The organism is Pseudarthrobacter sp. ATCC 49987, assembly GCF_009928425.1.
GTDB lineage: Bacteria > Actinomycetota > Actinomycetes > Actinomycetales > Micrococcaceae > Arthrobacter.
Genome location: NZ_JAABNS010000001.1, coordinates 2,680,397 through 2,706,189 on the forward strand (window position 1 = coordinate 2,680,397; position 25,793 = coordinate 2,706,189).

At 66.2% G+C, this 25,793-nt stretch carries 26 protein-coding genes; 5 read left to right on the forward strand and 21 right to left on the reverse strand.

The genetic code is table 11. The features are described 5' to 3' along the window. Window positions 1-30 precede the first annotated feature (30 nt). The 13 genes from GXK59_RS12445 to GXK59_RS12505 form a co-directional block, all read right to left on the reverse strand. A complete protein-coding gene (locus GXK59_RS12445) occupies window positions 31-771 on the reverse strand; it encodes a DedA family protein (protein ID WP_160667178.1) in 741 nt (246 codons plus the stop codon). Between the two features lie 111 nt (window positions 772-882). Continuing rightward, the gene (locus GXK59_RS12450; protein WP_160667180.1) at window positions 883-1,521 is read right to left on the reverse strand and encodes a DedA family protein; all 639 of its coding nucleotides are present in this window, start codon (window positions 1,519-1,521) and stop codon (window positions 883-885) included. A gap of 145 nt (window positions 1,522-1,666) precedes the next feature. Then, a complete protein-coding gene (locus GXK59_RS12455; RefSeq protein WP_160669146.1) occupies window positions 1,667-2,989 on the reverse strand; it encodes a thymidine phosphorylase in 1,323 nt (440 codons plus the stop codon). Window positions 2,990-2,994: 5 nt separating this feature from the next. Next, on the reverse strand, window positions 2,995-3,399 hold the full coding sequence (locus tag GXK59_RS12460; protein WP_160667182.1) for a cytidine deaminase: 405 nt from the start codon (window positions 3,397-3,399) through the stop codon (window positions 2,995-2,997). A 2-nt stretch (window positions 3,400-3,401) separates the two neighbouring features. After that, on the reverse strand, window positions 3,402-4,739 hold the full coding sequence (locus GXK59_RS12465; protein ID WP_160667184.1) for an ABC transporter permease: 1,338 nt from the start codon (window positions 4,737-4,739) through the stop codon (window positions 3,402-3,404). Continuing rightward, window positions 4,736-6,160 carry an ABC transporter permease gene (locus GXK59_RS12470; RefSeq protein WP_160667186.1) on the reverse strand — a complete coding sequence of 475 codons (1,425 nt, stop codon included), beginning with the start codon at window positions 6,158-6,160 and terminating at the stop codon, window positions 4,736-4,738. The genes GXK59_RS12465 and GXK59_RS12470 overlap by 4 nt, the downstream gene beginning before the upstream one ends. Continuing rightward, window positions 6,153-7,808: an ABC transporter ATP-binding protein gene (locus GXK59_RS12475; RefSeq protein WP_160667188.1), complete on the reverse strand. Its 1,656-nt coding sequence runs from the start codon at window positions 7,806-7,808 to the stop codon at window positions 6,153-6,155. The genes GXK59_RS12470 and GXK59_RS12475 overlap by 8 nt, the downstream gene beginning before the upstream one ends. A gap of 166 nt (window positions 7,809-7,974) precedes the next feature. Further along, a complete protein-coding gene (locus GXK59_RS12480) occupies window positions 7,975-9,084 on the reverse strand; it encodes a BMP family lipoprotein (protein WP_443094286.1) in 1,110 nt (369 codons plus the stop codon). A gap of 291 nt (window positions 9,085-9,375) precedes the next feature. Then, window positions 9,376-10,407 (reverse strand): NADP-dependent oxidoreductase, encoded by a 1,032-nt coding sequence (locus tag GXK59_RS12485; RefSeq protein ID WP_160667190.1) that lies wholly within the window; start codon window positions 10,405-10,407, stop codon window positions 9,376-9,378. Next, the gene (locus GXK59_RS12490) at window positions 10,404-10,835 is read right to left on the reverse strand and encodes an organic hydroperoxide resistance protein (RefSeq protein ID WP_160667192.1); all 432 of its coding nucleotides are present in this window, start codon (window positions 10,833-10,835) and stop codon (window positions 10,404-10,406) included. The genes GXK59_RS12485 and GXK59_RS12490 overlap by 4 nt, the downstream gene beginning before the upstream one ends. A gap of 48 nt (window positions 10,836-10,883) precedes the next feature. After that, window positions 10,884-11,333 carry a MarR family winged helix-turn-helix transcriptional regulator gene (locus tag GXK59_RS12495; RefSeq protein WP_160669148.1) on the reverse strand — a complete coding sequence of 150 codons (450 nt, stop codon included), beginning with the start codon at window positions 11,331-11,333 and terminating at the stop codon, window positions 10,884-10,886. Between the two features lie 150 nt (window positions 11,334-11,483). Next, on the reverse strand, window positions 11,484-12,683 hold the full coding sequence (locus GXK59_RS12500) for an amidohydrolase (RefSeq protein ID WP_160667194.1): 1,200 nt from the start codon (window positions 12,681-12,683) through the stop codon (window positions 11,484-11,486). A 65-nt stretch (window positions 12,684-12,748) separates the two neighbouring features. Next, window positions 12,749-13,906, reverse strand: coding sequence for a mannose-1-phosphate guanylyltransferase (locus tag GXK59_RS12505; RefSeq protein WP_160667196.1), 1,158 nt, complete (start codon window positions 13,904-13,906; stop codon window positions 12,749-12,751). Between the two features lie 315 nt (window positions 13,907-14,221). Between GXK59_RS12505 and sdhC the strand changes: the two genes are divergently transcribed. The 5 genes from sdhC to GXK59_RS12530 all read left to right on the forward strand — a co-directional run bounded on the left by sdhC (window position 14,222) and on the right by GXK59_RS12530 (window position 18,673). Then, window positions 14,222-14,602, forward strand: a complete 381-nt coding sequence (sdhC, locus tag GXK59_RS12510; RefSeq protein ID WP_084507261.1) for a succinate dehydrogenase, cytochrome b556 subunit — start codon at window positions 14,222-14,224, stop codon at window positions 14,600-14,602. Between the two features lie 2 nt (window positions 14,603-14,604). Then, a complete protein-coding gene (locus tag GXK59_RS12515; RefSeq protein ID WP_024365821.1) occupies window positions 14,605-15,090 on the forward strand; it encodes a succinate dehydrogenase hydrophobic membrane anchor subunit in 486 nt (161 codons plus the stop codon). 125 nt (window positions 15,091-15,215) lie between these two features. After that, window positions 15,216-17,015, forward strand: a complete 1,800-nt coding sequence (gene sdhA, locus GXK59_RS12520) for a succinate dehydrogenase flavoprotein subunit (protein ID WP_160667198.1) — start codon at window positions 15,216-15,218, stop codon at window positions 17,013-17,015. Between the two features lies 1 nt (window position 17,016). Continuing rightward, on the forward strand, window positions 17,017-17,799 hold the full coding sequence (locus GXK59_RS12525; protein WP_024365819.1) for a succinate dehydrogenase iron-sulfur subunit: 783 nt from the start codon (window positions 17,017-17,019) through the stop codon (window positions 17,797-17,799). Window positions 17,800-17,902: 103 nt separating this feature from the next. Beyond that, the gene (locus tag GXK59_RS12530; RefSeq protein WP_160667200.1) at window positions 17,903-18,673 is read left to right on the forward strand and encodes an alpha/beta hydrolase family protein; all 771 of its coding nucleotides are present in this window, start codon (window positions 17,903-17,905) and stop codon (window positions 18,671-18,673) included. Here the strand turns inward: GXK59_RS12530 and GXK59_RS12535 are convergent. The 8 genes from GXK59_RS12535 to GXK59_RS12570 all read right to left on the reverse strand — a co-directional run bounded on the left by GXK59_RS12535 (window position 18,630) and on the right by GXK59_RS12570 (window position 25,667). Continuing rightward, a complete protein-coding gene (locus GXK59_RS12535; RefSeq protein WP_160669149.1) occupies window positions 18,630-19,634 on the reverse strand; it encodes a YihY/virulence factor BrkB family protein in 1,005 nt (334 codons plus the stop codon). The genes GXK59_RS12530 and GXK59_RS12535 overlap by 44 nt on opposite strands. A gap of 106 nt (window positions 19,635-19,740) precedes the next feature. Further along, window positions 19,741-20,406, reverse strand: a complete 666-nt coding sequence (locus tag GXK59_RS12540) for a 2'-5' RNA ligase family protein (RefSeq protein WP_160667202.1) — start codon at window positions 20,404-20,406, stop codon at window positions 19,741-19,743. Window positions 20,407-20,410: 4 nt separating this feature from the next. Further along, entirely contained in the window at window positions 20,411-21,454 is a 1,044-nt protein-coding gene (gene trpS / locus GXK59_RS12545) for a tryptophan--tRNA ligase (protein ID WP_160667204.1), read from the reverse strand. Window positions 21,455-21,474: 20 nt separating this feature from the next. Continuing rightward, window positions 21,475-22,308, reverse strand: a complete 834-nt coding sequence (locus GXK59_RS12550) for an exodeoxyribonuclease III (RefSeq protein ID WP_160667206.1) — start codon at window positions 22,306-22,308, stop codon at window positions 21,475-21,477. A 10-nt stretch (window positions 22,309-22,318) separates the two neighbouring features. Beyond that, window positions 22,319-22,885 carry a hypothetical protein gene (locus tag GXK59_RS12555; RefSeq protein ID WP_160667208.1) on the reverse strand — a complete coding sequence of 189 codons (567 nt, stop codon included), beginning with the start codon at window positions 22,883-22,885 and terminating at the stop codon, window positions 22,319-22,321. Window positions 22,886-23,045: 160 nt separating this feature from the next. Further along, a complete protein-coding gene (locus GXK59_RS12560; RefSeq protein WP_160667210.1) occupies window positions 23,046-23,879 on the reverse strand; it encodes an ABC transporter permease in 834 nt (277 codons plus the stop codon). After that, a complete protein-coding gene (locus tag GXK59_RS12565; RefSeq protein ID WP_160667212.1) occupies window positions 23,876-24,727 on the reverse strand; it encodes an ABC transporter permease in 852 nt (283 codons plus the stop codon). Before GXK59_RS12565 ends, GXK59_RS12560 begins: the two co-directional genes overlap by 4 nt. After that, window positions 24,720-25,667: an ABC transporter ATP-binding protein gene (locus GXK59_RS12570; protein WP_202129212.1), complete on the reverse strand. Its 948-nt coding sequence runs from the start codon at window positions 25,665-25,667 to the stop codon at window positions 24,720-24,722. The genes GXK59_RS12565 and GXK59_RS12570 overlap by 8 nt, the downstream gene beginning before the upstream one ends. Between the last annotated feature and the right edge of the window lie 126 nt (window positions 25,668-25,793).

Sequence of the window (25,793 nt, forward strand, 5' to 3'; positions counted from 1 at the left end):
CGGAGGCCCGGCAACACCAGCCGGGCGGAATCAGGCCTCGACGTCGGCCGGTGCTGCCAGTTGCGGCGGCGTGGGCGGGGTGCCGGAGGCCTGTCCGGCCGTGGGCGGGGTGCCGGCCCTGGCCTCGGCCGCCATTGAAGCGGCCCGGCTGGCCGCCGCGGCAGCGCCCTTGGTGTCGCGCCAGCGGTGCAGCCAGGTCAGCAGGTGGTCGATCACGATGCCCAGCACGATGGCGAAGGCGATGGCGATGCCGACCCCAAGCAGCGGGTGTTCGTGGACCCAGTTGCCGGCGAGGATGCCGACGCCGGCGGAATAGGCCACCCAGGTGACGGAGGCGAAGATGTCCAGGATGACGAAGCGCCGGCGCGGGTAGGCGGTGGTGCCGGCGATCCAGTTGACGGCCACTCGTCCCACCGGGATGTAGCGGGCCGTGAAGATCAGCATGGCGCCGCGCTTGTCCAGCTCATAGCGTGCCCAGTTCAGGGCGCGCTGGACCTTGGGTTTGCGCATCCAGCGGAAGCGCTCGACGCCGACATGGCGGCCCAGCAGGTAGGCCATGTTGTCGCCGGCGATAGCCCCGAGGGCAGCGGCCGCCATAACGAACCACATGTTCGGCTGGCCGGACGTGACGGACAGGGCACCCAAGGCGACGATCAGGGTTTCACTCGGCAGAATCGGAACGAATCCGTCGATGAAGCAGAAGATCGTGAGAATCGGATAAATCCACCATTGTCCCGCGGCATGGAGAATTGCCTCATTGATAAATTCCACGCGGGCGTTGCTCCTAGGAAAGTGATGAAAAGCGCTCTTCAGTGTCCCATGACCGGAAGGGATGCGCTACGTTCCGTCCGGATAAATCTCCCTTAACGATGGGCTGCTTCGTCAGGAGGGCTCCACTGGCGGGACGGGCTGTTCGACGTCCTCGGGAAGGGTCCCGCGCAGCCTGCTGATCACGACGTCCACCAGGATGCCCAGGCCGATCGCGCAGATGACGGCGACGATGACGGCGAGCAGGTGGTTGTCTTCGAACCATTGGCCGAAGAACAGTCCGATTGCGACGGAGTAGGCGGCCCAGAGCACCGCGGAGAGGACTGTCAGACCGACGAAGCGTGGCCGCGGGAAATGGGTGGCGCCGGCCGTCAGGTTGACCGCCACCCGGCCGATCGGTACGAACCGCGCGACGAGGATCAGGGACGCGGGCCGTTTGCGCAGCTCCGTGCCGGCCCACCGGAAGGCCCGCTGCATGCGGTAGCCGCGCATCCAGGCCCAGCGCTGCGTTCCGGTGTTGCGGCCGATCAGGTAGGCGATGTTGTCGCCAAGGAAGGCGCCCGCGGCTGCGGTCGCGGCCAGGAGCACCGCGTTGGGGCTGCCGGCGCCGGCGGCCACCGCGGCGAGTCCAACGACCACGGATTCGCTCGGGATGGGCGGGAAGAAGCCGTCAATCACACAGCACGCGAACACAAGGAAGAGCACCCAGGGTTGCCCTGCTGCGGCCAGGATGAAGTCGTTGATTGCCTGCACGGTTTCCTACCAAACAACGGGGGTACGGCTGTCGTGCCAGTGTACCTGCGGGCCCGCGCCCCAGCTTGTCCTTATCCCTTGTGGCGGCTGGGCCCCGGGCAAAGTCAACTGGTTGGGGACCACAAGTGAGAGGGCAAGCCGGCAGCTAGGCGATTCGGTCGATGATGAGCTGCTGCGCCGGCCGGGAACCTTCGGGCGCAATCACAACGGCGTGCTGGAGGGCCTCCTTGGCCCGGTCGAACTTCTCCGGGGTGTCTGACAGGAGCGTCATGAGCGGTTCGCCGGCCTTGACCATGGCGCCGGGCTTGGCGTGCATCCGCACCCCGGCACCGGCCTGGACCTGGTCCTCCTTGCGCGCGCGTCCGGCGCCGAGGCGCCAGGCCGCGACGCCGACGGCCATCGCGTCGAGTTCCACCAGCACACCGTCGGCCGGCGCATAGATCACTTCGGATTCCCGGGCGACCGGGAGCTTGGCCCGCGGGTCGCCGCCCTGCGCCTCGATCATGCGGTTCCAGACGTCCATGGCCCGGCCGTCCCGGAGGGCGGCGCGTGGATCGGCGTCGTGGACGCCCGCGCAGGCGAGCATTTCCTCCGCGAGCCGGACCGTGAGCTCGACGACGTCTTCCGGACCGCCCCCGGCGAGGACCTCCACCGATTCCTCGACCTCGATCGCGTTGCCCGCGGTGAGGCCCAGCGGCGTGTTCATGTTGGTCAGCAGGGCCACCGTGTTGACGCCGGCGTCCTTGCCCAGTGCCACCATGGTCTCGGCGAGTTCGCGGGCGCGGGCCTCGTCCTTCATAAACGCGCCGCTGCCGACCTTGACGTCCAGCACCAGCGAACCGGTGCCTTCCGCGATCTTCTTGCTCATGATCGAGGACGCGATCAGCGGGATGGCCTCGACGGTGCCGGTGACGTCGCGCAGGGCGTAGAGCTTCTTGTCGGCCGGGGCCAGCCCGGCGCCGGCGGCGCAGATGACTGCGCCGACGTCCTGGAGCTGGGCCAGCATTTCCTCGTTGCTGAGCGCGGCCCGCCAGCCCGGGATCGCCTCGAGCTTGTCCAGGGTGCCGCCGGTGTGGCCCAGGCCGCGGCCGGAGAGCTGCGGCACGGCAACGCCGAAGACCGCCACCAGGGGTGCCAGCGGCAGGGTGGTTTTGTCCCCGACGCCGCCGGTGGAGTGCTTGTCGGACGTGGGCTTCACGCTACCGTCGGGGCGGCGCAGGCTGGAGAAGTCCATCCGCTCGCCGGAGGCGATCATTGCCGCGGTCCAGCGGGAGATCTCGGCCCGGTCCATGCCGTTGAGCAGGATGGCCATGTTCAGGGCGGCCATCTGTTCGTCGGCGATCGCGCCGCGGGTATACGCGTCGATCGTCCAGTCGATCTGGGCGGGGCTGAGCACGCCCTTGTCGCGTTTGATGCGGATGATGTCGACGGCGTCGAACGCTTCGGAGCGGCTGTTGGTCTGCGTTATGTGTGTCACCGAGGTTCCTCCAGGTGTTGGGGGCCAAAGGCATCGGGAAGGACCTGGTCCATGGTCTTGATTCCCTGGGTGGTCATGAGCTCCATGTCGGGAGCCCTGAATTCGTAGAGCAGCTGCCGGCAGCGCCCGCACGGCATGAGGACGTTGCCGGCGGCGTCGACGCAGTAAAAGGCGCGGAGCAGGCCGCCTCCGGTCATGTGCAGATTGCCGACGAGGGCACACTCGGCGCACAGGGTGAGACCGTAGCTGGCGTTTTCGACATTGCAGCCGCTCACGATCCGGCCGTCCGCGGTGAGGGCTGCTGCCCCCACCGCGAACTCCGAATACGGCGCATAGGCGTTCCCCATGGCGGCCACCGCGGCGGCCTCGAGGGCAGCCCAGTCGACGTCGATGCTGTCCATCGTCAACCCTTGACGTACGGTATGCCGTCGGCGGCCGGGGGCCGGGACCGGCCGACGAGTCCGGCGACGGCAAACACGGTCACGAGGTAGGGCAGCATGGCCATGAACTGGCTCGGCACCGGGGTGCCAATGATCGTCACAATGCTCTGCAGGTTGTCGGCAAAGCCGAACAGCAGCGCGGCGAAGAACGCCCCGATCGGATTCCAGCGCCCCAGGATCATTGCGGCGAGGGCGATGAAGCCGCGGCCACCGGAGATCTCCTTCGTGAAACTGTCGATCGCGACAAGCGTGAAAAACGATCCGCCGATCCCTGCGACGGCGCCGCCCAGCGTGACGTTCCAGAACCGGGTCGCGTTGACCTTGATGCCCAGGGTGTCGGCAGCCTGCGGGTGCTCGCCCACAGCGCGGACGCGCAGGCCCCACTTCGTCTTGAACAGCCCGATCCACACCACAATCACCGCCACGTACATCAGGTAGCCCACCACGGACTGCTTGAAGAGGATGGGGCCGAGGACCGGGATGCTGGACAGGACCGGGATTTCGATGATCGGAAGCCGGCCCGGCGAGTTGAACAATTCCTTGTTCGCCTGCATCACGGTGCTGAACAGGAACCCCGTGAGGCCCGAGATGAGGACGTTGAGCACCACGCCGACGATGATCTGGTTGACCACGTACTTGATGCTGAAGACCGCCAGGACCATCGAGACGAGGGCGCCGGCGACGGCCGCCGCGAGCAGGCCCAGGTACGGGTTGTTGGTCATACTGGCGACGATCGCGGCCGTGAAGGCGCCGCCCAGGAGCTGGCCCTCAATGGCGATGTTCACAACGCCGGCGCGTTCGCACAGGACACCGGACAGGGAGCCAAAAACGATCGGCACGGCGAGGGTCACGGACCCGGCGATCAGCCCGGCCAGCGAGATGCTGGGCGTCCTGGCGCCGCCGACCACCCAGATCAGGAAGGACACCACAAACAGGACCGTGAACAGGACCGGCAGCCAGCGCGGGGGCCGGACGTTCCTGGTCTTCAGGAACATGGCGTAGCCCGCGAGGCCCAGCATGATCACGGAGAGCACAATCCCGGCAAGGAACGCGGGAACCTCGATGGCGGGGAGCTGGAAGAAGTCACCGCCCGAGGAAATGCCGAACTTGGCCGTCGCGTGCGGGCCCAGAAGGCCAAAGAAGATGAACGCAACGACGGCGAGCACCAGCAGCGTCACCGGCAGCTTCCAGGTGACAGGCTTGGCGGACACTGTCGGCTTGTGGCTTTTCTCCGAGCGGGGGCGTCCCTGCTGGGGTTCCCGGGGGGTTCCCGGGACGGGCGAGGTTGCTGTTGTGCTCATACTGCACCTCCGGTGGCTGCTGCCTTCTGGGACTTGCCGGCGGTTGCGGCTTTCTTCTTGCGCGGGTTGAGTCCGAAGATCGCCCGGACCAGGGGCGGCGCCGCGATGAACAGCACAATGAGCGACTGGACCACCAGCACAATGTCGATGGGCGTTCCGGTCTGGATCTGCATCTGCACGGCTCCGGCGCGGAAGGCGCCAAACAGGACACCGGCGGCGAAGGTGCCCCACGGCGACGAACGTCCCAGCAGGGCGACGGTGATGGCGTCGAAGCCGTACGTTGCCGCGACACCGTCGGTGAGGACCTTTTCGGTGCCCGCCACCTGCGCGACGCCGGCCAGCCCGGCCAGGCCACCGGCGATGGTCATCACCAGGATGGTGGCGCGGGGGACGTTGATGCCGGCGGTGAGGGCTGCCTTGGGGTTGGCCCCCACTGCGCGGAACTCGAAGCCGATCGTGGAGCGGTTCAGCAGCCAGGACACAAATACTGTCGCCGCGATCGCCAGCAGGAAGCCGATGTGCAGCCGGTACTGGCTGCCGAAGATCTGCGGGTACAACGCGGACGGGTCCAGGATCGGGGAAATCGGGGTGGTCTCCCCCGGCCGCTGGAACAAATCCGTGTCCAGCAGGTAGCGCAGGAAATACAGGGCGATGTAGTTGAACATGATGGTCACAATGACCTCATGGGCGCCGGTTCTCGCCTTGAGCACACCGACGAGGCCGCCCCAGACGGCGCCGCCGATGACGCCGGCGACCAGGACGAGCAGCAGGTGGAGCCCCACCGGCAGGTCCAGCGCGAAGCCCACCCAGGCGGCAAGAATGCCGGCCATGATGATCTGGCCCTGGGCACCGATGTTGAACAGGCCCGCACGGAAGGCCAGTGCGACGCCGAGGCCGGCGGTGATCAGCGGGGTGGCGATGGTGAGGGTTTCCATCAACGGAGCGAACTGTCCGCCGACGCCGCTCCCCCGCGGGTTGAACACAGAGCCCTGGAAGAGCGCGACGTAGGAGCTCGTCGCGGCCGACCAGACGGCGGCCAGGAAGTCGGTCGGCCGGGCAAAGAAGTAGCTCGACGTCGCCGCGACCACCTTGTCCGTGGCGGCAATGAGCAGGCCGCCGAGGATCAGGGCGAGGAGGACGGCCAGGATCGTCACGATGCCGTTGCCGGTGAAGATCTTGCGCAGCACCGAGTCCGAATCGTCGGCGCCCGGGAGGGAACCGCTCTGGGCCGAGACCGGAACCGCCGACGGCCGCATCGCCCCGCCGGCTGTGTCCAGCGAGGTGACCAGGGCGGCGTCCTCTACGGGAGCCTCAGGCTCCGCGCCGGGCGCCGGAGCCGGCTGTGGTTCAGGGGGCAGTGTGTCCGGAATCCGGTCCGGATCCGGTGCAACCGAGCGTCGCGGCTCGTTGTTCTCACTCATGGTTGTCTCCTACGGCGCCGGAGCTGGACTCCTGCACGAGCTGGGCGGCGGGCGCCTGGTTCGTTGCTTGGGGTTCGGCGGGGTCTTCCGCGGGCACTTCCCCGGGTTGCCGGGCCGCGTCCTTGCTCGCGGTGTCAGCGTGGGCGTCCTCCGGGGACAGCCCTGCCATCATCAGGCCCAGGACGTCACGACGGGTGCCGGCCGGGACAATCCCGACCAGCTTGCCCTTGTAGAGCACGGCGATCCGGTCGGCGAGCTCGATCACCTCGTCCAGTTCGGTGGAGATGATCATCACGGGGGTGCCGTGGTCACGCTCGGCCACGATGCGCTTGTGCAGGAACTCGATGGATCCGACGTCCACGCCGCGGGTGGGCTGGGAGGCGATGAAGAGCCGCAGCGGCCGGGAGAGCTCCCGGGCCATGACCAACTTCTGCTGGTTGCCGCCGGACAGCGTGCCGGCCGCGAGTGAACCTGAGGGCGTGCGCACGTCGAACTCGTCGATCCGGGTCTGGGCGTTCTCCAGGACCTTGGCCGGGCTCATGCTGATGCCCTTGGCGAACGGCGCCTGGTCATAGCGGTCCAGAATCAGGTTTTCGGCGATCGAGAAGGTGCCGATCAGGCCGTCGACGGAGCGGTCTTCCGGCACGAACCCGACGCCCGCGTTGAGGACCTCCTTGACGCTGCGGCCGACGAGTTCTTCGCCGTCGAGCAGGATGGAGCCGTGGACGCGGTCCTGGAGGCCCAGGATGGCCTCGGTCAGTTCCGTCTGGCCGTTGCCCTGGACGCCGGCGACGGCGAGGATCTCGCCGCGGGCGATGTCGAAGCTGATGCCGTCCACCACGTGCTGGCCGCTGGGCGCGATCACGGTGAGGTCCTTGACCTGGAAGGTGGTCTCCTGGGGATTGGCCGGGGCCTTGTCCAGGGTCAGGTTGACGGCGCGGCCCACCATCATGGACGCCAGTTCCGTCGTCGAGGCGCTGGGATCGGCGGTGCCGACTACCTTGCCGCGCCGGATCACCGTGATGGTGTCCGAGACGGCCTTGACCTCGCGAAGCTTGTGCGAAATGAAGACGATCGAGGTGCCGTGGCTCTTGAGCTGGCGCATGATGTCCAGCAGCTCATCGGTGTCCTGCGGGGTCAGCACGGCCGTGGGCTCATCGAGGATCAGCACCTTGGCGTCGCGGACCAGCGCCTTGATGATTTCGACGCGCTGCTGCACACCCACCGGGAGGTCCTCGATCATCGCATCGGGATCAACGTCGAAGCCGTACCGGTCCGAGATCTCCTGGATCTTCCGCCGGGTGTCATCCAGGTTCAGGAACCCGCCCGCCGTGGTGGTTTCCGCTCCCAGCGCGACGTTTTCGGCGACCGTGAAAACGGGGACCAGCATAAAGTGCTGGTGCACCATGCCGATGCCCGCGGCCATGGCGTCGCCCGGGCCGCGGAAGGTGACGGGTTTGTCGTCAACGAGGATCTGGCCCTCGGTCGGCTCGTACAGTCCGTACAGGACGTTCATCAGCGTGGACTTGCCCGCGCCGTTTTCGCCGAGCAGACAGTGAATCTGTCCGGGTTCAACCACCACATCAATGTGATCGTTGGCTACCAGGGAGCCGAAGCGTTTGGTGATCCCCTTGAGTTCAAGTTTCAAAACTCTGACCAATCTCGAAGTGTCCGGGCGTCTCGGCCGGACGGATGATGGGGCTGCAGGATCAGCCTAGTGCCTGCAGCCGGAAGCGGAGTCGGTCCGCTCAACGAAAAGCGCCACAGCCCGTGCGGTGGATGACCGGACGGGCCGTGGCGCTTAGCGGCGGAAGTTAGACCTTCGGGCTGGCTGCGGATTCAACCTTCAGCTTGCCGTCGGCGATGTCCTTCTTGATCTGCTCCAGCTGGGCCTTCAGTTCGGCCGGAACCGCGGAATCCAGGTCGTGGAACGGAGCCAGCTGCACGCCGTCGTTCGCGAGGGTGCCAACGTACGGCGTGTTGGAGAACTTGCCGTCCTTGTCCTGCTTGACGACGGTCTCGACGGCCTCGCCCATCAGCTTCATGACGGAGGAGAGCATGATGTCCTTGTAATCCGGTGCCGTGAGGAAGCCGTCGGAGTCAACCCAGATGAGCTTGACGTCCTTGCCTGCTGCCTTGGCTTCCTTCAGGGCCGCGCCCGCACCCTTGCCGACCGGACCGGCGACGGGCATGACGATGTCCGCGCCCTGGTCCAGGAAGTTCTGGGTGAACTGCTTGCCCTTGTCCTGCTTTTCGAAGTCACCGGTGAAGGAGCCATCCTGCTTGGCCTTGTCCCAGCCAAGGACCTTGACGTCCTTGCCGTTCTTCTCGTTGTAGTGCTTGACGCCGTCGGCGTAGCCGTCCATGAAGATGGTGACGGTGGGGATCTTGATGCCGCCGAAGGTGGCAACCGTTCCGGTCTTGGTGGTGCCGGCTGCGAGGTAGCCCGCCAGGAACGCGGCCTGGGCCGTGTCGTAGATGATCGGCTTGACGTTGCTGATCGGGGTCTCGTAGCCGAAATCGATGATGGCGAAGTGCTTGTCCGGGTTCGCCGTGGCCTGGGCCTTGGTGGCGTCGCCGAGCAGGAAGCCGACCGTGACGGTCAGGTTGCAGCCGGCAGTGACCATCGCGCGCAGGTTGGGCTCGAAGTCGTTGTTGGTCTTGGACTCGGCCTGGTTGACCTTGATGCCCAGATCCTTCTCAGCCTTCTTCAGCCCCTCGTAGGAGGACTGGTTGAATGACTGGTCGTCGAATCCACCCGAGTCGGAAACGATGCAACCGGTGTAATTGCTGGCCGACGGGGTGGCGCTGCTGCTGGCTGTCGGGGCGGCCCCGCAACCGGTCAGCATAAGTGCAGCCGCACCGGCGGTGGCGACTCCTGCCATTGAACCGCGCTTGAAGGTTGCACGCAGAGAGTTCTTCAATTTTCCTCCAGGAAGAAAGAGTAGGCGCTACGACGGAGCTCAATGAGTGTCTGTTGGCGGTGTTGCCGCTGAAACGCTGTTTTCACTGATGGATTTCGCAGCACTGCGCCGAGGCGCACTGATGGAAGCCACTTTAGTGTCCTGTGACACGTCCAAGTAGCACAGTTCACAGCGATTCCACAGATTGTTGAGAACTTGTTACCAAGCGGTAGAGACAGAAAGCCCCGCACCGGGCATTTCCGGTACGGGGCGTGCAATCTGCGGGGCTGGCGGCCTGCCTGGAACTCGTGCCTAGAGCCGGACCAGCATCTTGCCGGTGTTGGCGCCGTCCAGCAGGTCCATGAAGGCCTGCGGGGCGTTCTCCAGCCCGTCCACGATGGTCTCGTCGTAGCGCACGGTGCCGTCTGCGAGCCAGCCGGACATGGTCTCGACGAACTCGGCCATGTGCTGCCAGTAGCCGCCGACCAGGAAACCCTTGAGGGTCAGCTGCTTGCCGATGGCCTGCATGAGGTTCCGCGGGGCCGGGGTGGGCTCGGTCGAGTTGTACTGCGAAATGGCGCCGCACATGGCCACGCGGCCACCGACAGTGAGCGCCGACAGTGCGGCTTCGAGGTGTTCCCCGCCGACGTTGTCGAAATACACGTCGATCCCGCGGTCCCCCGCGGCCGCGGCGAGCTGCGCGGCCACCGGGCCGTCGTGGTAGTTGAAGGCCGCATCGAAGCCGAGCTCCAGCAGCCGGGCCACCTTTTCCGGGGAGCCCGCGCTGCCGATGACGCGGGACGCGCCCATCGCCTTGGCGATCTGGCCCACGAGCGAGCCGACGGCACCTGCGGCGCCCGAGACGAAGACGACCTCTCCGGCTTTGAAGCCGGCGACCTTGAGCAGTCCGGCGTACGCCGTCAGGCCGGTCATTCCCAGCGCTCCGAGGAACGCGGAAGCGGGGGCCAGGTCGGTGCGGGCCGGCGTGGTGGCGCCTGCGTCGAGTACGGCGTATTCACGCCATCCCAGGGAATGGACGACGGCGTCGCCCACCTTACGGTCCGCGGAGCGGGAGGCAATGACTTCGCCCACGGCGCCGCCGTCGAGCGCGGTGTCCAGGGCAAACGGCGCGGAGTAGGACTTGACGTCGTTCATCCGGCCGCGCATGTAAGGATCGACGGAGATGAAGAAGTTGCGGACCAGGACCTGGCCGTCCTGGAGTTCGGGTAGCGCCGTCTCGGCACTGCGGAAGTTCTCCGGTACGGGACGGCCGTGCGGCCGGGATGCCAGCTGGATCTCCCGCGTGGCGGCGGGAAGGACTGTGGTTTCGGTGTGGGTCCTCATGCGGCTACCTCCAGGATGGTGATGTCGACAGTGATGTTGCCACGGGTGGCATTGGAGTAGGGGCAGACTTCGTGAGCCTTGGCCACGAGGGCCTCAGCCGTTGCCCGGTCCACGGCGGGCAGCGCGATTTCGAGTTCCGCGGCGATGCCGTAGCCGGATCCGTCGCCGAGCGCGCCCAGGTGGATCCTGGCGGCGACGGCGGAATCCGTCAGGTCGGCTTTCTGCTGGCGGCCGACGAGGCGCAGCGCGGAGTGGAAGCAGGCCGCGTATCCGGCGGCGAAGAGCTGCTCCGGGTTGGTGCCCTCGCCGTTGCCGCCGAGTTCCACCGGGCTGGCCAGGGCTACGTTGAGCTTGCCATCCTTGGTGACGGCGGTGCCGTCGCGGCCTTCGCCCGAGGCCAGGGCCTCGGCTGTATAGAGAGTCTTCATGGGAGATCCAATCTGTTTGCGGTGGAAGGAAGTCAGTGGGGGTGGAAGTCAGTGGGAGCCGTGCAGGGCGGCGGCCAGCCGGCTCAGCGTTTCGCGGAGCTGGTCAAGTTCTGCCGGCGAGAGCCCGGCGGCGTCTGCGAGCCGCTGCGGGATGCCGGTGGCCCGGGCGCTGAGGGCGGAGCCGGCGTCGGTCAGGAAGACCTCAACCCTGCGCTCGTCCGTGGCGGACCGGCGCCGCTCCACGAGGCCCAGGGACTCGAGCCGCTTGAGCAAGGGGGACAGCGTGCCCGAGTCCAGCCCCAGCTCCTCCCCCAGCCCGCGGACGCTGCGCGGTTCCTCTTCCCAGAGGACCAGCATGACGAGGTACTGCGGGTACGTAAGGCCCAGCTCCTCGAGCATCGGCCGGTACGCCGCCGTGGCGGCCCGCGACGCCGAGTACATGGCGAAGCACAGCTGCCGGTCCAGGCGGGGGGCGTTGAGGCGCGGGGCGTCGGTCATGACTCTACGATAGCTCACAATTAAATTGTGCACAACTCAAAACGGCCGGCCGGTACACGCCGAGGTGAGAGTTCGCGCCCATGGAGCGCCCAACAATGGGCGCGAAGTCTCACCTCGACGGCGGCACGGAACGGCAGGGGGTTTACCCCGCTAGAGGTCGCGGAGGGTGCGCAGGGCTGCTGCGGTGAGGACCTTGACGCCCAGGCCCAGGGCGCGTTCGTCCAGGATGTAGTCGCCGCGGTGCAGGTCGTACTCCTCGCCGCCGGGGGTCTTGGTGCCGAGGCGCATCATGGCGCCCGGGAGGTCGGCCAGGAACCAGGCAAAGTCTTCCCCGCCCATGGACTGGGGGGTCAGGACCACGGCGCCTTCACCGATCTCGGCGCGCGCTGCGGCCTCGATCAGGGCGGTCTCGTGTTCGGAGTTCACCACGGGAGGCACGCCGCGGGTGTGCTCCAGGTGGACGTCGACACCGTACGGTGCCGCAATCTGCTGGATGACCTCGTCGAGGATTTCACCCGCGCTGTGCCAGGCGTCGCGGTCGAGGCAGCGCATGGTGCCGGCCATGTAGCCGCTGGCCGGGATTGCGTTGGGTGCGGAGCCGGCGGAGATGTGGCCCCAGACCACGGACACGCCGCTGCGGACATCGACGCGGCGGGAGAGCACGGCCGGAACGTTGACCGCGATCTGCGCCAGGGCAAAGACGAGTTCTTCGGTCAGGTGCGGGCGTGAGGTGTGGCCGCCGCGGCCGTTCAGTTCGATCTTGATCGTGTCCGAGGCGGAGGTGATGGCGCCGATCCGGGTGCCGATCTTGCCCACCTCGATCCGGGGATCGCAGTGCAGCGCGAAGATCCGGGGAACGCCGTCGAGGACACCCTGCTCGATGCAGCTCTGGGCCCCGCCGGGCATGGTTTCCTCGGCCGGCTGGAAGATGATCCGCACGGTACCGCGCAGCGGCGACTCCTCGTGCATCCGCTGCAGGACCAGGGCCGCGCCGAGCATGGTGGCGGTGTGGACGTCGTGGCCGCAGGCGTGGGTGACGCCGTGGTTCTTTGAGGCGAACGGAAGGCCCGTCTCCTCGATGATGGGCAGGGCGTCAATGTCGCCGCGGAGGGCGGTGGCGATCGGGCCCTCCCCGATGTCCACCGTCAGGCCCGTTCCTTCGAGGCGCCGGGGCTTGAGGCCCGCTTCCTCGAGTCGCCTTGCGAGCTTGTCCGTGGTGCGGAACTCCTTGAAGGAGAGCTCCGGGTGCGCATGCAAGTCCCGGCGGAAGGCAATCAGCTCCGGCAGGAGAGGCTCGAGCCACGGCCCCACCAGTGTGGTGGGCTCAGCTTCAGTAGAGTAGTTACGCACGGAATAACTCTAGCGAGCGAACAAATAATAGCGTCATCGCGTACGGCGCGTTACGGCCCGGCAAACTAGAGGACGTCGGTGTCGCCACTGGCCTTCAGGGCGTCCACGGCCTGCTTCACGCGCTGCGAGTGTTCCTTGTGCATCACGAGCAAGGCGTCAGGGGTATCCACCACCACCACGTCCTTGATCCCGATCAGCGCGATCACACGCTTGGTATCGGAGACCACCACACCGCTGGCGTCCTCCGTGAAGACACGGGCACCCTCACCGATCACGGTGACGTCCTTGACTTCCTTGGCGCTGTTGAGCCGGCCCACCGAGGCAAAGTCCCCGACGTCGTCCCAGCGGAAGGTGCCGGGTACGACGGCGACGTCGCCGGCGGCGGCGGCAGGTTCGGCCACAGCGTAGTCAATCGCAATTTTCGGCAGGGTGGGCCACACGCGCACCTTGACCTCGTCGCGCTGCGGGGTATCCCAGGCCTTGGCGATTTCCTGCACACCGGCGAAGAGCTCGGGCTGGTTGGCTTCGAGGTGCTTGAGCATCAGCGCGACGGGCGCCACGAACATACCGGCATTCCAGAGGTATTCGCCGCTGTCGAGGTACTCCTGGGCGACCTCTTCGCTGGGCTTCTCCACAAACTCGACGACGGCCTGGGCGCTGGGCGCCCCGTCCACGCCGAGGTTCTTTCCGGCCCGGATGTAGCCGAAGCCGGTGGAGGCGTGGGTGGGCTTGATGCCGATCGTGACGATCTTGCCGGCCGCGGCCGCGTGGATGGCCTCCCTGACGGCCTCGTGGAACAACTCGTCGGGGCTGATCACCTGGTCAGCGGCGAAGGAGCCCATGATGGTGTCAGGATCGCGCTCGTGCAGGATGGCGGCGGCCAAACCGATGGCGGCGCCGGAGTCTTTGGGCTCGCTCTCGAGCACGAGGTCGGCGTCGTCAATCTCGGGGAGCTGGCGGCAGACCGCGTCCCGGTGGGCCATTCCGGTCACCACGAGCATGTGCTTGCCGGCGAGCGGCTCGAGCCGGTCGTAGGTGGACCTCAGGAGGGTACTGCCCGAGCCCGTGAGGTCGTGGAGGAACTTGGGGGCTGCTGCTCGCGACAGGGGCCAGAGGCGGGTCCCCACTCCGCCTGCCGGAATCACCGCAATGAATCGGCTCAGGGCCGAGCCCTGCGCCGAACCCTGCAGTGTGTCCTGGCTTGTCACTTTGTCTGTAGTCATCACCGCTACTTTAGCCGAACGTGCTGTGCCGGCCCTTGATGCCGTGTCGGAGGGGCACGGCACAGCCCTCCCGGGCTCCCATCTTTAAGAAACTCTTTAGGCAATGGCGCTGCCCCCGCGCAGTCCAGAGAATGTGGTGTTCGTCTCAAAAGGAGTCGAAAAGCCTGCCGGGCGTCGTCACCAACGGGTGGCTGAATTGAATAAGCTGTGAGCGAAGCCTAGATTTAGGCTTGAGTTTATGAGTGCTCTCGCAGCAGGCGTTCCCCCCGCGTGGATCCCATGCCAGCGCCGCTGTGTTGCAGGGAGGTTTATTCAGTGCCGACAAAACCAGCTGGCACCTTGTACCGCGGCCGTGAAGGCATGTGGTCCTGGGTTGGACACCGCATTACCGGTGTAGTGATCTTTTTCTTCTTGTTGGTCCATGTGCTGGACACCTCACTGGTGCGTGTGTCCCCCGAGGCCTACACCGCCGTGATTGGTGCCTACAAGAACCCCCTGATGGCCCTGGGTGAAACGGGCCTTGTCGCAGCGATTGTGTTCCACGCCTTCAACGGCCTGCGGATCATCGCCGTCGACTTCTGGAAGAAGGGCGCGAAGTACCAGCGCCAGATGCTGTGGACGGTGCTCATTCTTTGGGTAGTCGTCATGGTGGGCTTCTCCATCCGCCACCTTTCCCTCGCCCTTGGAGGTCACTAGCCATGAGTGCAACTGAAATTCAGAGCCCACGCAGTGCCGCAAAGATCGGCAGCAACCGGATTGCGCCGCAGTACCGCCGCCACGGCGGTTCCAAGGGGAACTTCGAAATGCTCGCATGGCTCTTCATGCGGCTTTCCGGTGTGGTCCTGGTTGTCCTGATCTTCGGGCACCTGGCCGTCAACCTGCTGGTGGGCGAGGGCATCCACGCCATCGACTTCGGCTTTGTGGCCGGCAAGTGGGCCGACCCGTTCTGGCAGATCTGGGACCTCGCCATGCTGTGGCTGGCCATGCTGCACGGCACCAACGGTGTGCGCACCATCATCAACGATTACGCCGAGAAGGACGCCACTCGCCTGTGGCTGAAGATCGTGCTGTACGCGGCCACCACCGCCATCATCATCCTCGGCACGATGGTCATCTTCACCTTTGACCCGTGCCCCGTGGTCAACGGTGTCCAGCTGCCCGGCGGATTCTGCCCCGCGCCGTAGCGGCGCAGCCCCAGCGGCACCCGAACATTGCCTGCCAGTGCAGGCACGGGATTTCCACGAGGTTTCACCGGGCCTGCTCCGCCGGCCGGTGTTGTTAGCGAATTTTGAGAGAAAGAGCGTCTGGTATGCAGGTCCATAAGTACGACGTCGTCATCGTCGGTGCCGGTGGCGCCGGGATGCGCGCGGCGATCGAATCAGGTCAGCGCGCCAAAACAGCAGTACTGACCAAGCTGTACCCCACCCGCTCCCACACCGGCGCGGCGCAGGGCGGCATGTGCGCAGCCCTGGCCAACGTCGAAGAGGACAACTGGGAGTGGCACACCTTCGACACCATCAAGGGCGGCGACTACCTGGTTGACCAGGACGCCGCCGAGGTCATGGCGAAGGAAGCGATCGACGCCGTCCTGGACCTGGAAAAGATGGGCCTGCCGTTCAACCGCACGCCCGAAGGCCGGATTGACCAGCGCCGCTTCGGCGGCCACACCCGCGACCACGGCAAGGCCCCGGTCCGCCGTGCGTGCTACGCCGCCGACCGCACCGGCCACATGATCCTGCAGACCCTGTACCAAAACTGCGTCAAGCACAACGTTGAGTTCTACAACGAGTACTACGTCCTTGACCTGCTCACGGTCGAGGAGGACGCTGTCCGCGAGGACGGCACGCCGTACAAGCAGAAGCGCGTTGCCGGCGTCGTGTCCTACGACCTCGCCTCCGGCGAGCTGCACGTCTTCCAGGCCAAGTCCGTGGTGTTCGCCTCCGGCGGCGCGGGCAAGGTCTTCAAGACCACGTCCAACGCCCACACCCTGACCGGTGACGGCATGGGCATCGCGTTCCGCCGCGGTATCCCCCTGGAGGACATGGAATTCTTCCAGTTCCACCCGACAGGCCTCGCCGGCCTGGGCATCCTGCTCTCCGAGGCCGCCCGCGGCGAAGGCGCGATCCTGCGCAACTCCGAGGGTGAACGCTTCATGGAGCGCTACGCCCCCACCATCAAGGACCTCGCCCCCCGCGACATTGTGGCCCGCTCCATGGCCAACGAGGTCAGGGAGGGACGCGGCTGCGGCCCGAACAAGGACTACGTCCTGCTGGACCTGACGCACCTTGAGCCGGCACACATCGACGCCAAGCTGCCGGACATCACCGAGTTCGCCCGCACCTACCTGGGTGTCGAGCCGTACACGGAGCCGGTGCCGGTCTTCCCGACGGCGCACTACGCCATGGGCGGCATCCCCACCAACATCAGCGCCGAGGTGCTCCAGGACAACGACACCGTGGTCCCGGGACTCTACGCCGCCGGTGAGGTTGCCTGCGTCTCCGTGCACGGCTCCAACCGCCTGGGCACCAACTCGCTCCTGGACATCAACGTCTTCGGCAAGCGCGCCGGCATCGCCGCCGCGGAGTACGCCAAGACCGCCGACTTCGTGGATCTCCCGGGTGACCCGGAGGCCTACACCCTGGACCTCCTGAACCACGTCCGCACCTCTGACGGCACTGAGAAGGTCGCTGCGATCCGCAAGGAACTGCAGGACACGATGGATGCCAACATGCAGGTGTTCCGCACCGCCGACACGCTGAACCAGGTCCTGACGGACATCGCGTCCTTCGAGGAGCGGTACCAGCGCATCAGCGTCCAGGACAAGGGCAAGCGCTTCAACCTCGACCTGCTCGAGGCCGTGGAGCTGGGCTTCCTGCTGGAGCTCGCCAAGGTCATGACCGTGGCGGCTCTGCACCGCGAGGAATCCCGTGGCGGCCACTTCCGCGAGGACTTCCCCGAGCGCGACGACGAAAAATTCATGAAGCACTCCATGGCGTACAAGGATGAGCATGCTCCGGCGGATGGTTCCGCGGAGGCCATTGCGGGCATCCGGCTGGCCACCAAACCGGTGGTCTTTACGCGTTACGAGCCGATGGTGAGGAAGTACTAAGATGACCGCTGAACTTGCTGAGCCAGCCTCCAAGATCGAACTGCCCGCCCACATCGGGGGCGGCGGGGACATCCCCTCCTTCGACGTCCACCTGCGGGTGCGCCGCTACAACCCGGAGGTCTCCGACGAGTCCACCTGGGACGACTTCCACGTGACCATGTACGGCACCGACCGTGTCCTTGACGCCCTGCACAAGATCAAGTGGGAAATCGACGGCAGCGTCTCCTTCCGCCGTTCCTGTGCCCACGGCGTCTGCGGTTCCGATGCCATGCGCATCAACGGCCGCAACCGCCTCGCCTGCAAGACCCTGCTGAAGGACCTGGACACGTCCAAGCCCATCACGGTCGAGCCGATCAAGGGCCTGCCGGTGGAGAAGGACCTGATCGTGGACATGGAACCGTTCTTCCAGTCCTTCCGCGAAGTCATGCCGTTCCTGATCAACCGCGGCCACGAGCCCACCAAGGAACGCCTGCAGTCCGCCGAGGACCGCGAGCGGTTCGACGACACCACCAAGTGCATCCTCTGCGCCGCGTGCACGTCGTCCTGCCCGGTGTTCTGGACCGACGGCCAGTACTTCGGCCCGGCGGCCATCGTGAACGCGCACCGCTTCATCTTCGATTCCCGTGATGATGCCGGCGACATGCGCCTGGAGATCCTCAACGACAAGGAAGGCGTGTGGCGCTGCCGCACCACCTTCAACTGCACCGAGGCATGCCCGCGCGGCATCCAGGTCACGCAGGCCATCGCTGAGGTCAAGCAGGCCATTCTGTCCCGCAAGATCTAGCAACTGGTTCGCCAGAACTTAGACAACAGCACGACGACGGCGCCTCCCACCTTCCCGGTGGGGGCGCCGTCGTCGTCGTCGGCCCCCTTATCGAAAGATCCACGTGTCCCGCTCCGAAAAAGTCTCCTTCCAGGGTTCCACCGGTGAAATCCTCTCCGGCATCGTCGATGTCCCCGAGGGGCCTGTGAAAGGCTGGGGCGTCTTCTCGCACGGCTTCACGCTGGGCAAGGACAGCCCCTCGGCCTCGCGGATGTGCAAGGCTCTGGCGGACAACGGGGTGGGCATGCTCCGCTTCGACAACCTGGGCCTGGGCGAATCGGCCGGGCTGTGGTCGGAGGGCTCCTTCAGCCACAAGGTGGCGGACACCGTGAAGGCGGCCGAGTTCATTCGTGACTCGGGCCGGCCGGTTTCCCTGCTCGTGGGTCATTCCTTTGGCGGGGCCGCGGTGCTGGCGGCCGCACGGGAGATCCCGGAGCTCGACGCCGTGGCAACCGTGGGCGCCCCGTTCTCGCCCAAACACGTGGCCCACGTCTTTGACGCCGCGCTGGACCGGATCCTGAGCGAGGGAAGCGCCGAGGTGGACCTGGGCGGCAAGCGGGTGGCGATCCGCCGGCATTTCGTGGAGGACCTGGAACACGCGGACCTGACGGACTGCATCCGGCAGCTGCACAAACCGCTGCTGGTGCTGCACTCCCCCACTGACAACACCGTGGGCATCGAGAACGCCAGCACCATCTTCCAGACCGCACGCCATCCGCGCAGCTTCGTCTCGCTGGAGGGCTCCGACCACCTCCTGACCGGCAAGGGCCAGGCGGCTCGCGCCGCGAAGATTATTTCAGCCTGGGCCGACCAGTACCTCGACGCCACCGCGTAGCCACGGCCGGGCGGTGGCCCTCGCCGGACTCCACGGGCGTCTTGCCTGGCTGGACCCGGCGGGCGCCCCACCCGGTCTTTTTGGTGGCCGGCTGCAGGCTGAGGTCCCGCTCCCGGACCGCCACCCACGCGGCGCAGACCACGTACACCTGGCTGACCAGGTTGAACCAGATCAGCAGGCCGATGATGATGGCGAAGGGCGCCAGGATGGGGTTTTTCCCCGCACTGGCCAGCAGCTGGGTGCTGAAGATCTGCAGCACGGTGGTGCCCACCGCGGCGAGGAGGGTCCCTTCCAGGAGTGAGCGCCGGGCCAGCTTCAGCCCCGCGGCCACCCGGAACATGATCAGGGCGGTCCCCCAGCCGAGCAGCAGCGGCACCAGGATCGTCACGGAGGTCGTCAGGGGCCCGGCGATCAGCGGATCGAGGCTCAGCTGCCCGGCCACCCAGCCCGCCGCCGTACCGAAGACCAGCGAGGCTGCCGAGCTGATCACGAGGGCCACCCCGAGCAGGAGGAGGGTGCCGGCGTCGCGGAGTATCTGCAGGACCGGATTCATCCCCCGCGGGCCGAGCTGCATCATGCCCCGCACACCGTCGCGGATGCCGCTCATCCAACCCAGGGCAGTGAACACCGTCACCGCGGCCGCGATCACCGCAGTCCAGCCGAGGTTGGAAGGGTTCAGCAGCTGGTAGGGATCAACCAGGCCCTCGCCGCCGTCGACCTGCAGGAGGCCGGGCGCCGCCGTGGCCACGCTCTTGATGATCTGGTCCAGCAGCGCAGGCTGTCCGCTCAGGAACAGGCCCGCCAGGGAGAATCCGGTGGCCAGCAGACCGGTGATGGAAAAGAACATCCTGAAGCCGATGCCGGCGCTCATCAGCGGGCCGTGCTGGAGGTTGTAGTGCTGGAAGGCGCGGAGCGGACGCAAGGTGTTGAGCCGGGCTAGCAGCCACGGCACCATCGCCATCAGTGATGCCATCCCCCCGCCGCCGGAGCGCCGGACCTTGCCCCAATCGAGCCTCTTGCGGATGACTTCCAGCTTGAGCCCGGCCAGATCAGTGGGAAGGGGTGGCTTAGCGGGCGCCTGCGGCACCGTCCTCGCCTCGGTCGCTGTCACGTTCGGTCCCAAAGTCAAGCTCTTCCCGTAGCTGCCAAATGCCGTTGTCGTCGTGTTCGTAAAGTCCCATGCTAGCCACCGGGAACGTGGCCCTGTAATCCTTGAGGGCCGTTTCGGCCTCGTCGAGGCTTTCCGGCGCGACGTCGTGGGCGACCGTGACGTGCGGGTGGTACGCGAACGGCAGCTCCCGCTCCAGCGGTCCGGTCTGGAGCTGCTGGTGAAGGCTGACGCAGTCGCCGAAACCGTCCTCTACGTTGAGGAAGACCACTGGGGACACCGGCCGGAAGGACCCGGTGCCGGCGATGGTGACGTTGAAGGGCTCCTGCTTGCTCGCGACCTCACGCACGTGGTTCCGCGTCGCGTCCCAGTCCTGGGTCATGGTAGTCGTCACGAGCGTGATGTGGGCAGGGATGACGCCCGCCATGGGGTCGCCGAAGGAGGCGCGCCAGCGCTGGAGTTCCTCGGCGATCTCCGCCGGAAATCCCAGGATCACGCCGATGCTGATGCCTTCGCTGCGCTGTCCATTGCCCTCGGCGTCCCGGATCTCCGGAGCCGTGCTGCTGCCGGCGCGCGGGGTGCCGCGTTTCGGCTCGTGAGCGGTGACTTTGCTGACGGAGGACATCGCGCTAGCGGACCCCGGCCAAGCTGAGCGAGGGCAGGAACCCCATGCGCTCGTAGACCCGGGCCAGCGTGACGGAGGCAATTTCGCGGGCACGCTCCGCGCCCTGGGCCAGCAGCCTGTCAAGCTCCGCAGGATCGGCCATCAGTTCGTTGGTACGGTTCCGCAGCGGCGTGATGAAGTCCACCATCACCTCGGCCAGATCCGTCTTCAGGTGGCCGTACATCTTGCCCTGGTACTCGGCTTCCAGCTCTGCCACGGGCTTGCCGGTCAGCGTCGAGTAGATGGTCAGCAGGTTGGAGACGCCCGGCTTGCCTTCCGGGTCGAAGCGGATTTCCGTACCGGCATCCGTCACGGCGGACTTGATGCGCTTGGCGGCGACTTTGGGGTCCTCGAGCAGCTGGATGGATCCGTTGGGCGACTCGCCGGTCTTGGACATCTTGGCTGCGGGGTTCTGGAGGTCGTAGATCTTCGCGCTGGCCTTGAGGATGGTCGCTTCGGGCACCGTGAAGGTCTCCCCGAAGCGGGTGTTGAAGCGCTGCGCCAGGTTGCGCGTCAGCTCCAGGTGCTGGCGCTGGTCCTCGCCCACCGGCACCAGGTCCGTCTGGTAGAGCAGGATGTCGGCGGCCATCAGGGTCGGATACGCGAAGAGGCCCAGGGTCGCGGCCTCCGCTCCGGACTTCTGGGTCTTGTCCTTGAACTGTGTCATGCGGGATGCTTCGCCGAACCCCGTGATGCAGTTCAGCGCCCACGCCAGCTGTGCATGTTCAGGGACATGCGACTGCACGAAGAAGATGGATTTGTCCGGATCGATCCCGGCCGCAATGTACTGGGCGGCCACGACGCGCGTTCGCTTGGCCAGTTCGGAAGGCTCGAAGTCGACGGTAATGGCGTGCAGGTCGGGGATAAAGAACACGGCGTCGTATTCGGACTGCATGTCCACCCAGTTGCGGACGGCACCGATGTAGTTGCCCAGGTGCAGGGAATCCGCGGTGGGCTTGGCACCGGAGAGGATGCGTTTCTTGGGTGCAGCGGCGGTTGAGCTAGTCATCTTGATAAAAACCTTCGGACTTAGAGCCGGTAGTCCACTACCAGCGGGGCATGGTCGGAAAAGCGGGTGTCCCAGGACGGTGCCCTGTCGACAACGGCTGACACTGCGGCAGCAGCGAGAGCGGGCGTGGCCATGTGGTAATCAATGCGCCAGCCCGTGTCGTTGTCGAAGGCCTGTCCCCGTTGCGACCACCAGGTGTAGGGGCCGTCGACGGTGCCCGACAAGCCCCTGTGAACATCCTTCCAGCCGATGTCCTCGCCGAAGAAGCGGTCGAAGTACGCACGCTCCTCGGGAAGGAAGCCGGCACGTTTGACGTTGCCCTTCCAGTTCCTGATATCCAGCTCCGTGTGGCCAACGTTGAGGTCGCCCACCACGAGGGCGTGGTCGCTGTGTTTGGCCAGCTCGGGGAGCCGGTCGACCATCACGTCGAGGAAACGGAATTTGTCGTCCTGTTTCGGGGTGCCCGCTTCGCCGGAGTGGACATAAGCGCTGACGACGGTCAGCTGTGAGGCCTCGCCCGCCGCGTTGCGGACGGTGTAGTCGGCTTCGACCCAGCGGCCCGCGGTGGCGAAGTAATCGTCGCCGATGCCCACCCGGGTCTGCAGGGGTTCGGTTCGGGACGCGATGGCGACGCCGGCGCGGCCTTTCGCCTCGGCTTCCGAGTGCAGGATGTACCAGCCATCGCCGAGCAACTCGTGGACGATCGCGTCAGGCGCGCGGACCTCCTGCAGGCAGAGAATGTCCACTTCGCGCGGCTCAAGCCACTCCGCCATGCCCTTCTTATACGCGGCGCGGAGGCCATTGACGTTCACTGTTGCGATGCGAAGGTTGTCCTTCTTCAATGCCGATATCACCCGATCCACTCTAGTCGACAATGGTTCCGGAGACGGGTTCGTCCGTGCCGCCGGAGGACTTGATCATGTCCCGGGCGTTGGTGGCGGTGATCTCGATGGTTTCGAGGGCCCGGCGGATCGTGTCCTGGTCCGAGGCGGCGCCTTTCGCCCGTTCCTGCTCGACGACGCGGACCTGCACCTGCACGATCTTGAACGAGTGGTCGAGTTTCAGGTCCCGCACTTCGTCGGTTTCGCGGCGGACCTCCACCAGCCTGGTGCTGCCATGGTCAACACTGCCCGACGACGGCGACCGGCCGGCCGCCGCGTTGAAGGCGTTCTGCGCTTCCGTGAGCTTGGCTCCGGCCTTCTTGGCTGCCTTCTGGATGCTGAAGACCACGAAAGAGGCCAGGGCGAGCCAGAAGCCGGCGATGATCGCCACGATCCAGCCGACGACGTCGTTCTGGTTCGCGGCGAAGATGACCGCGACGACGAAGGCGATGATGAACACCATCATCCCGGGACCGCTGATGCGGAACATGGAGAATTTGGCGCCGTTCGTGGACGGCTTGGAAGACGCGGGGTTGCCCAGAGATTGCATGAGCCCATTATCGCAAACCCCCGCAGCACCCCGGGCCGCTTCCACCCCGGGCGAACGGGCGCCTGCGGACGGGGCCGCCGTCGGTCAATCCCAACTAGCTGGCAGCAGGGGCCGTTCTGACCGCTCAAAGCGGCCCCTGCTGCCAGTTAGTTTGGGTCGGCTATTTGAGGAACAGCCGGCGCAGCCGTCCGGTGGTCAGCAGCAGGCCGCAGGCGATCATGACGAGGTAGTAGCCGATGTGGACCGCTGTTGCCGGGGTGAAGGCTCCCACGCTGATCTGCCGGAGCAGTTCCACGCCGTGCCACAGCGGCATCGCCTGGATGAGCCACTGGATGTACTGCGGGTAGACGCTGAGCGGGTAGAAGGTGGCGCTGAACAGGAACATCGGCAACATGACGAAGTTGATCCAGTCCATCTGCTGGAACGTCTTCATGAAGCTTGTGATGCCCATCCCGAAGCTCGCGAAGCCGAAGGCGATCAGGACTGCGGCCGGGACCATGAGGATGGCCCACGGCGTCGTGACCAGCCCCATGAGGCCCATGACGGCGGTGAACCCGGTGGCGTACATCAGGCCGCGCAGCAGGGCCAGGAAGATCTCCCCCATGGCGACGTCCAGCGGGCCCAGCGAGGTGTAGAGCATGCCCTGGTACAGCTTGGCGAAGTTCATTTTGAAGAAGACGTTCCATGTGGAGTCGTAGACGGCACCGTTCATCGCGGACACGGCCAGCAGCGCCGGCGCGATGTAGGCGGCATAGGAGATCTCCCCGCCGCCGGGCCCCTGCACTGAGCCGACGATCGGCCCCAGGCCCACTCCCATGGCAATCAGGTACAGCACGGGCTCGAAGAAGCCGGAGAGCATGACCATCCAGTTGCTGCTCTTGGTGGCCATCAGCCCGCGGGCGATGACGGCCCGGACGTTTCGGGAGTAAAGCGGCCCGAACTTCCGGTTGCGTGCGGCCTCGGTGGCGCTGTGGCTGGTGGTGACGGCGCTCATCCGGCCATCCTCCTGATGAACTGGCGTTTGGTCAGGACCCAGCCGAGCACCGTGAGGGCCAGCAGGAAGACGACGTGCGCGATGGTCAGCAGCGGGGCCTCCGGGTAGCCGTAGCTGAAGACCCTGCCCAGCTCGGTGCCGTGCCAGATCGGTGAGATCCAGCCGATCCAGCGCACGGCGAGGGGCAGCGTGTCCAGCGGGAAGAAGGTGCCGGAAAACAGGAACAGCGGCATCACGATAAACCGCATGACCATGGCGAACTGGCCTTTGTCCTGCTTGATCGAGGCCGCGTAGGCCATCAGCGGCAATCCAAAAGCCAAACCCGCGAGGGTGGCTACCAGGATCGAGACCCAGCCCCAGCCGCTCGGGGACGCCCCGAACAGCGCGACGACGGCGAAATAGATCGCGGACTGCAGCAGGAAACGCACAGTGACGGCGATGATCTGTCCGAGGGCAATCTGCTCCGGCGTCAACGGCGAGGCGTGCGGCCCGTAGAAGACGCGGCGCCACTTGAAACCGTCCATAATCGGGAAGGTCAATTCGCTGGCGGCCGTCATCACCGCGGCCGAGACCAGCAGGGCCGGAGCAATGAAGACCAGGTAGCTGACGCCGCCGAAGATTGGGGTGCTGCTGGTGTCTACGAGGCTTGCGAGCCCCACGCCCATGGCGAAGAGGTAGGCGACAGGCTGCCCGACGCCGTACATGACGATGGTCCAGCCGTAGCTCTTCATCACCCGGAGGACGTGCTCGGCGAAGTAGAGCGAGCCCCAGCGCCGGGCTCGGGCGGCCGAGACCTCCGGCGAGTGGGCGCGCAGCACGGGGGCCGGCGTCGTCTCCGACCTACTCAACGAGGCTCCTGCCGGTCAGGCGCAGGAAAACGTCTTCGAGCGAGGACCGGCGCACCAGCGACGTCACCGGCCGCAGCCCGCGGGCGGAGACCTCTTCGAGGGCGGCCTCGCCGTCGTGGGCGTAGATGAGGACGCGGTCCGGCAGGGTTTCGAGCCGTTCGCCGATGCCTTCGAGTTCGGCACCGATGGTGGCGTTGCGTTCCGAGCCGAAGCGCAGTTCCAGGACCTCGCGGGTCGAGTATTCGCGGATCAGGCTGGCGGGCGAGCCTTCGGCCATGATCCTGCCCTTGTCCACCACGATCAGGCGGTCGCAGAGCTGCTCGGCCTCGTCCATGTAGTGGGTGGTGAGGATCAGGGTGACGCCCTGCTCCTTGAGCCGGAACAGCCGGTCCCAGAGGATGTGCCGCGCCTGCGGGTCCAGCCCGGTGGTGGGTTCATCCAGAAGCAGGATCCGGGGTTCGTTGATGAGGGAGCGCGCGATCGTCAGCCGGCGCTTCATGCCGCCGGAGAGCGCATCCACCTTGGACTTGGCCTTGTCGGTGAGCTGGGCGAACTCCAGCAGTTCATCGGCTTTGGGCTTGAGGTAGCTCATCGGCAGGCCGAAGTAGCGTCCGTAGACCAGGAGGTTGTCCCGGACCTTAAGTTCCTCGTCGAGGTTGTCCTGCTGCGGGACGACGCCCAGGTGCGCACGCACCTCCGGCCCGTTCTGGTCCGGGTCCAGGCCCATGATGCTCAGGCTCCCGGAGGTCCGCTGGGACACCCCGCCGATCATCTTCATGGTGGTGGACTTGCCCGCCCCGTTGGGGCCGAGCAGGCCGAACGCCTCGCCGGCGGGCACGGAGAAGGAGATACCGTCGACGGCGACCACGTCGCCGTAGCGCTTTGTCAGGTTTTCGGCCGTGATCACATACTGCGGCGGGCCGGATTCGGCGGGGCTCACGCGGGCTTCCTTGGGTGAGGATTCTTTCGAGTCGAGTTCAGGCACCCGAATCACGGTAGTGGAAACCGCCGAACTATGAAAGAGTCTTTTCGTAAAAAATCCAGACGTTTGCCATTCCGTTATCTC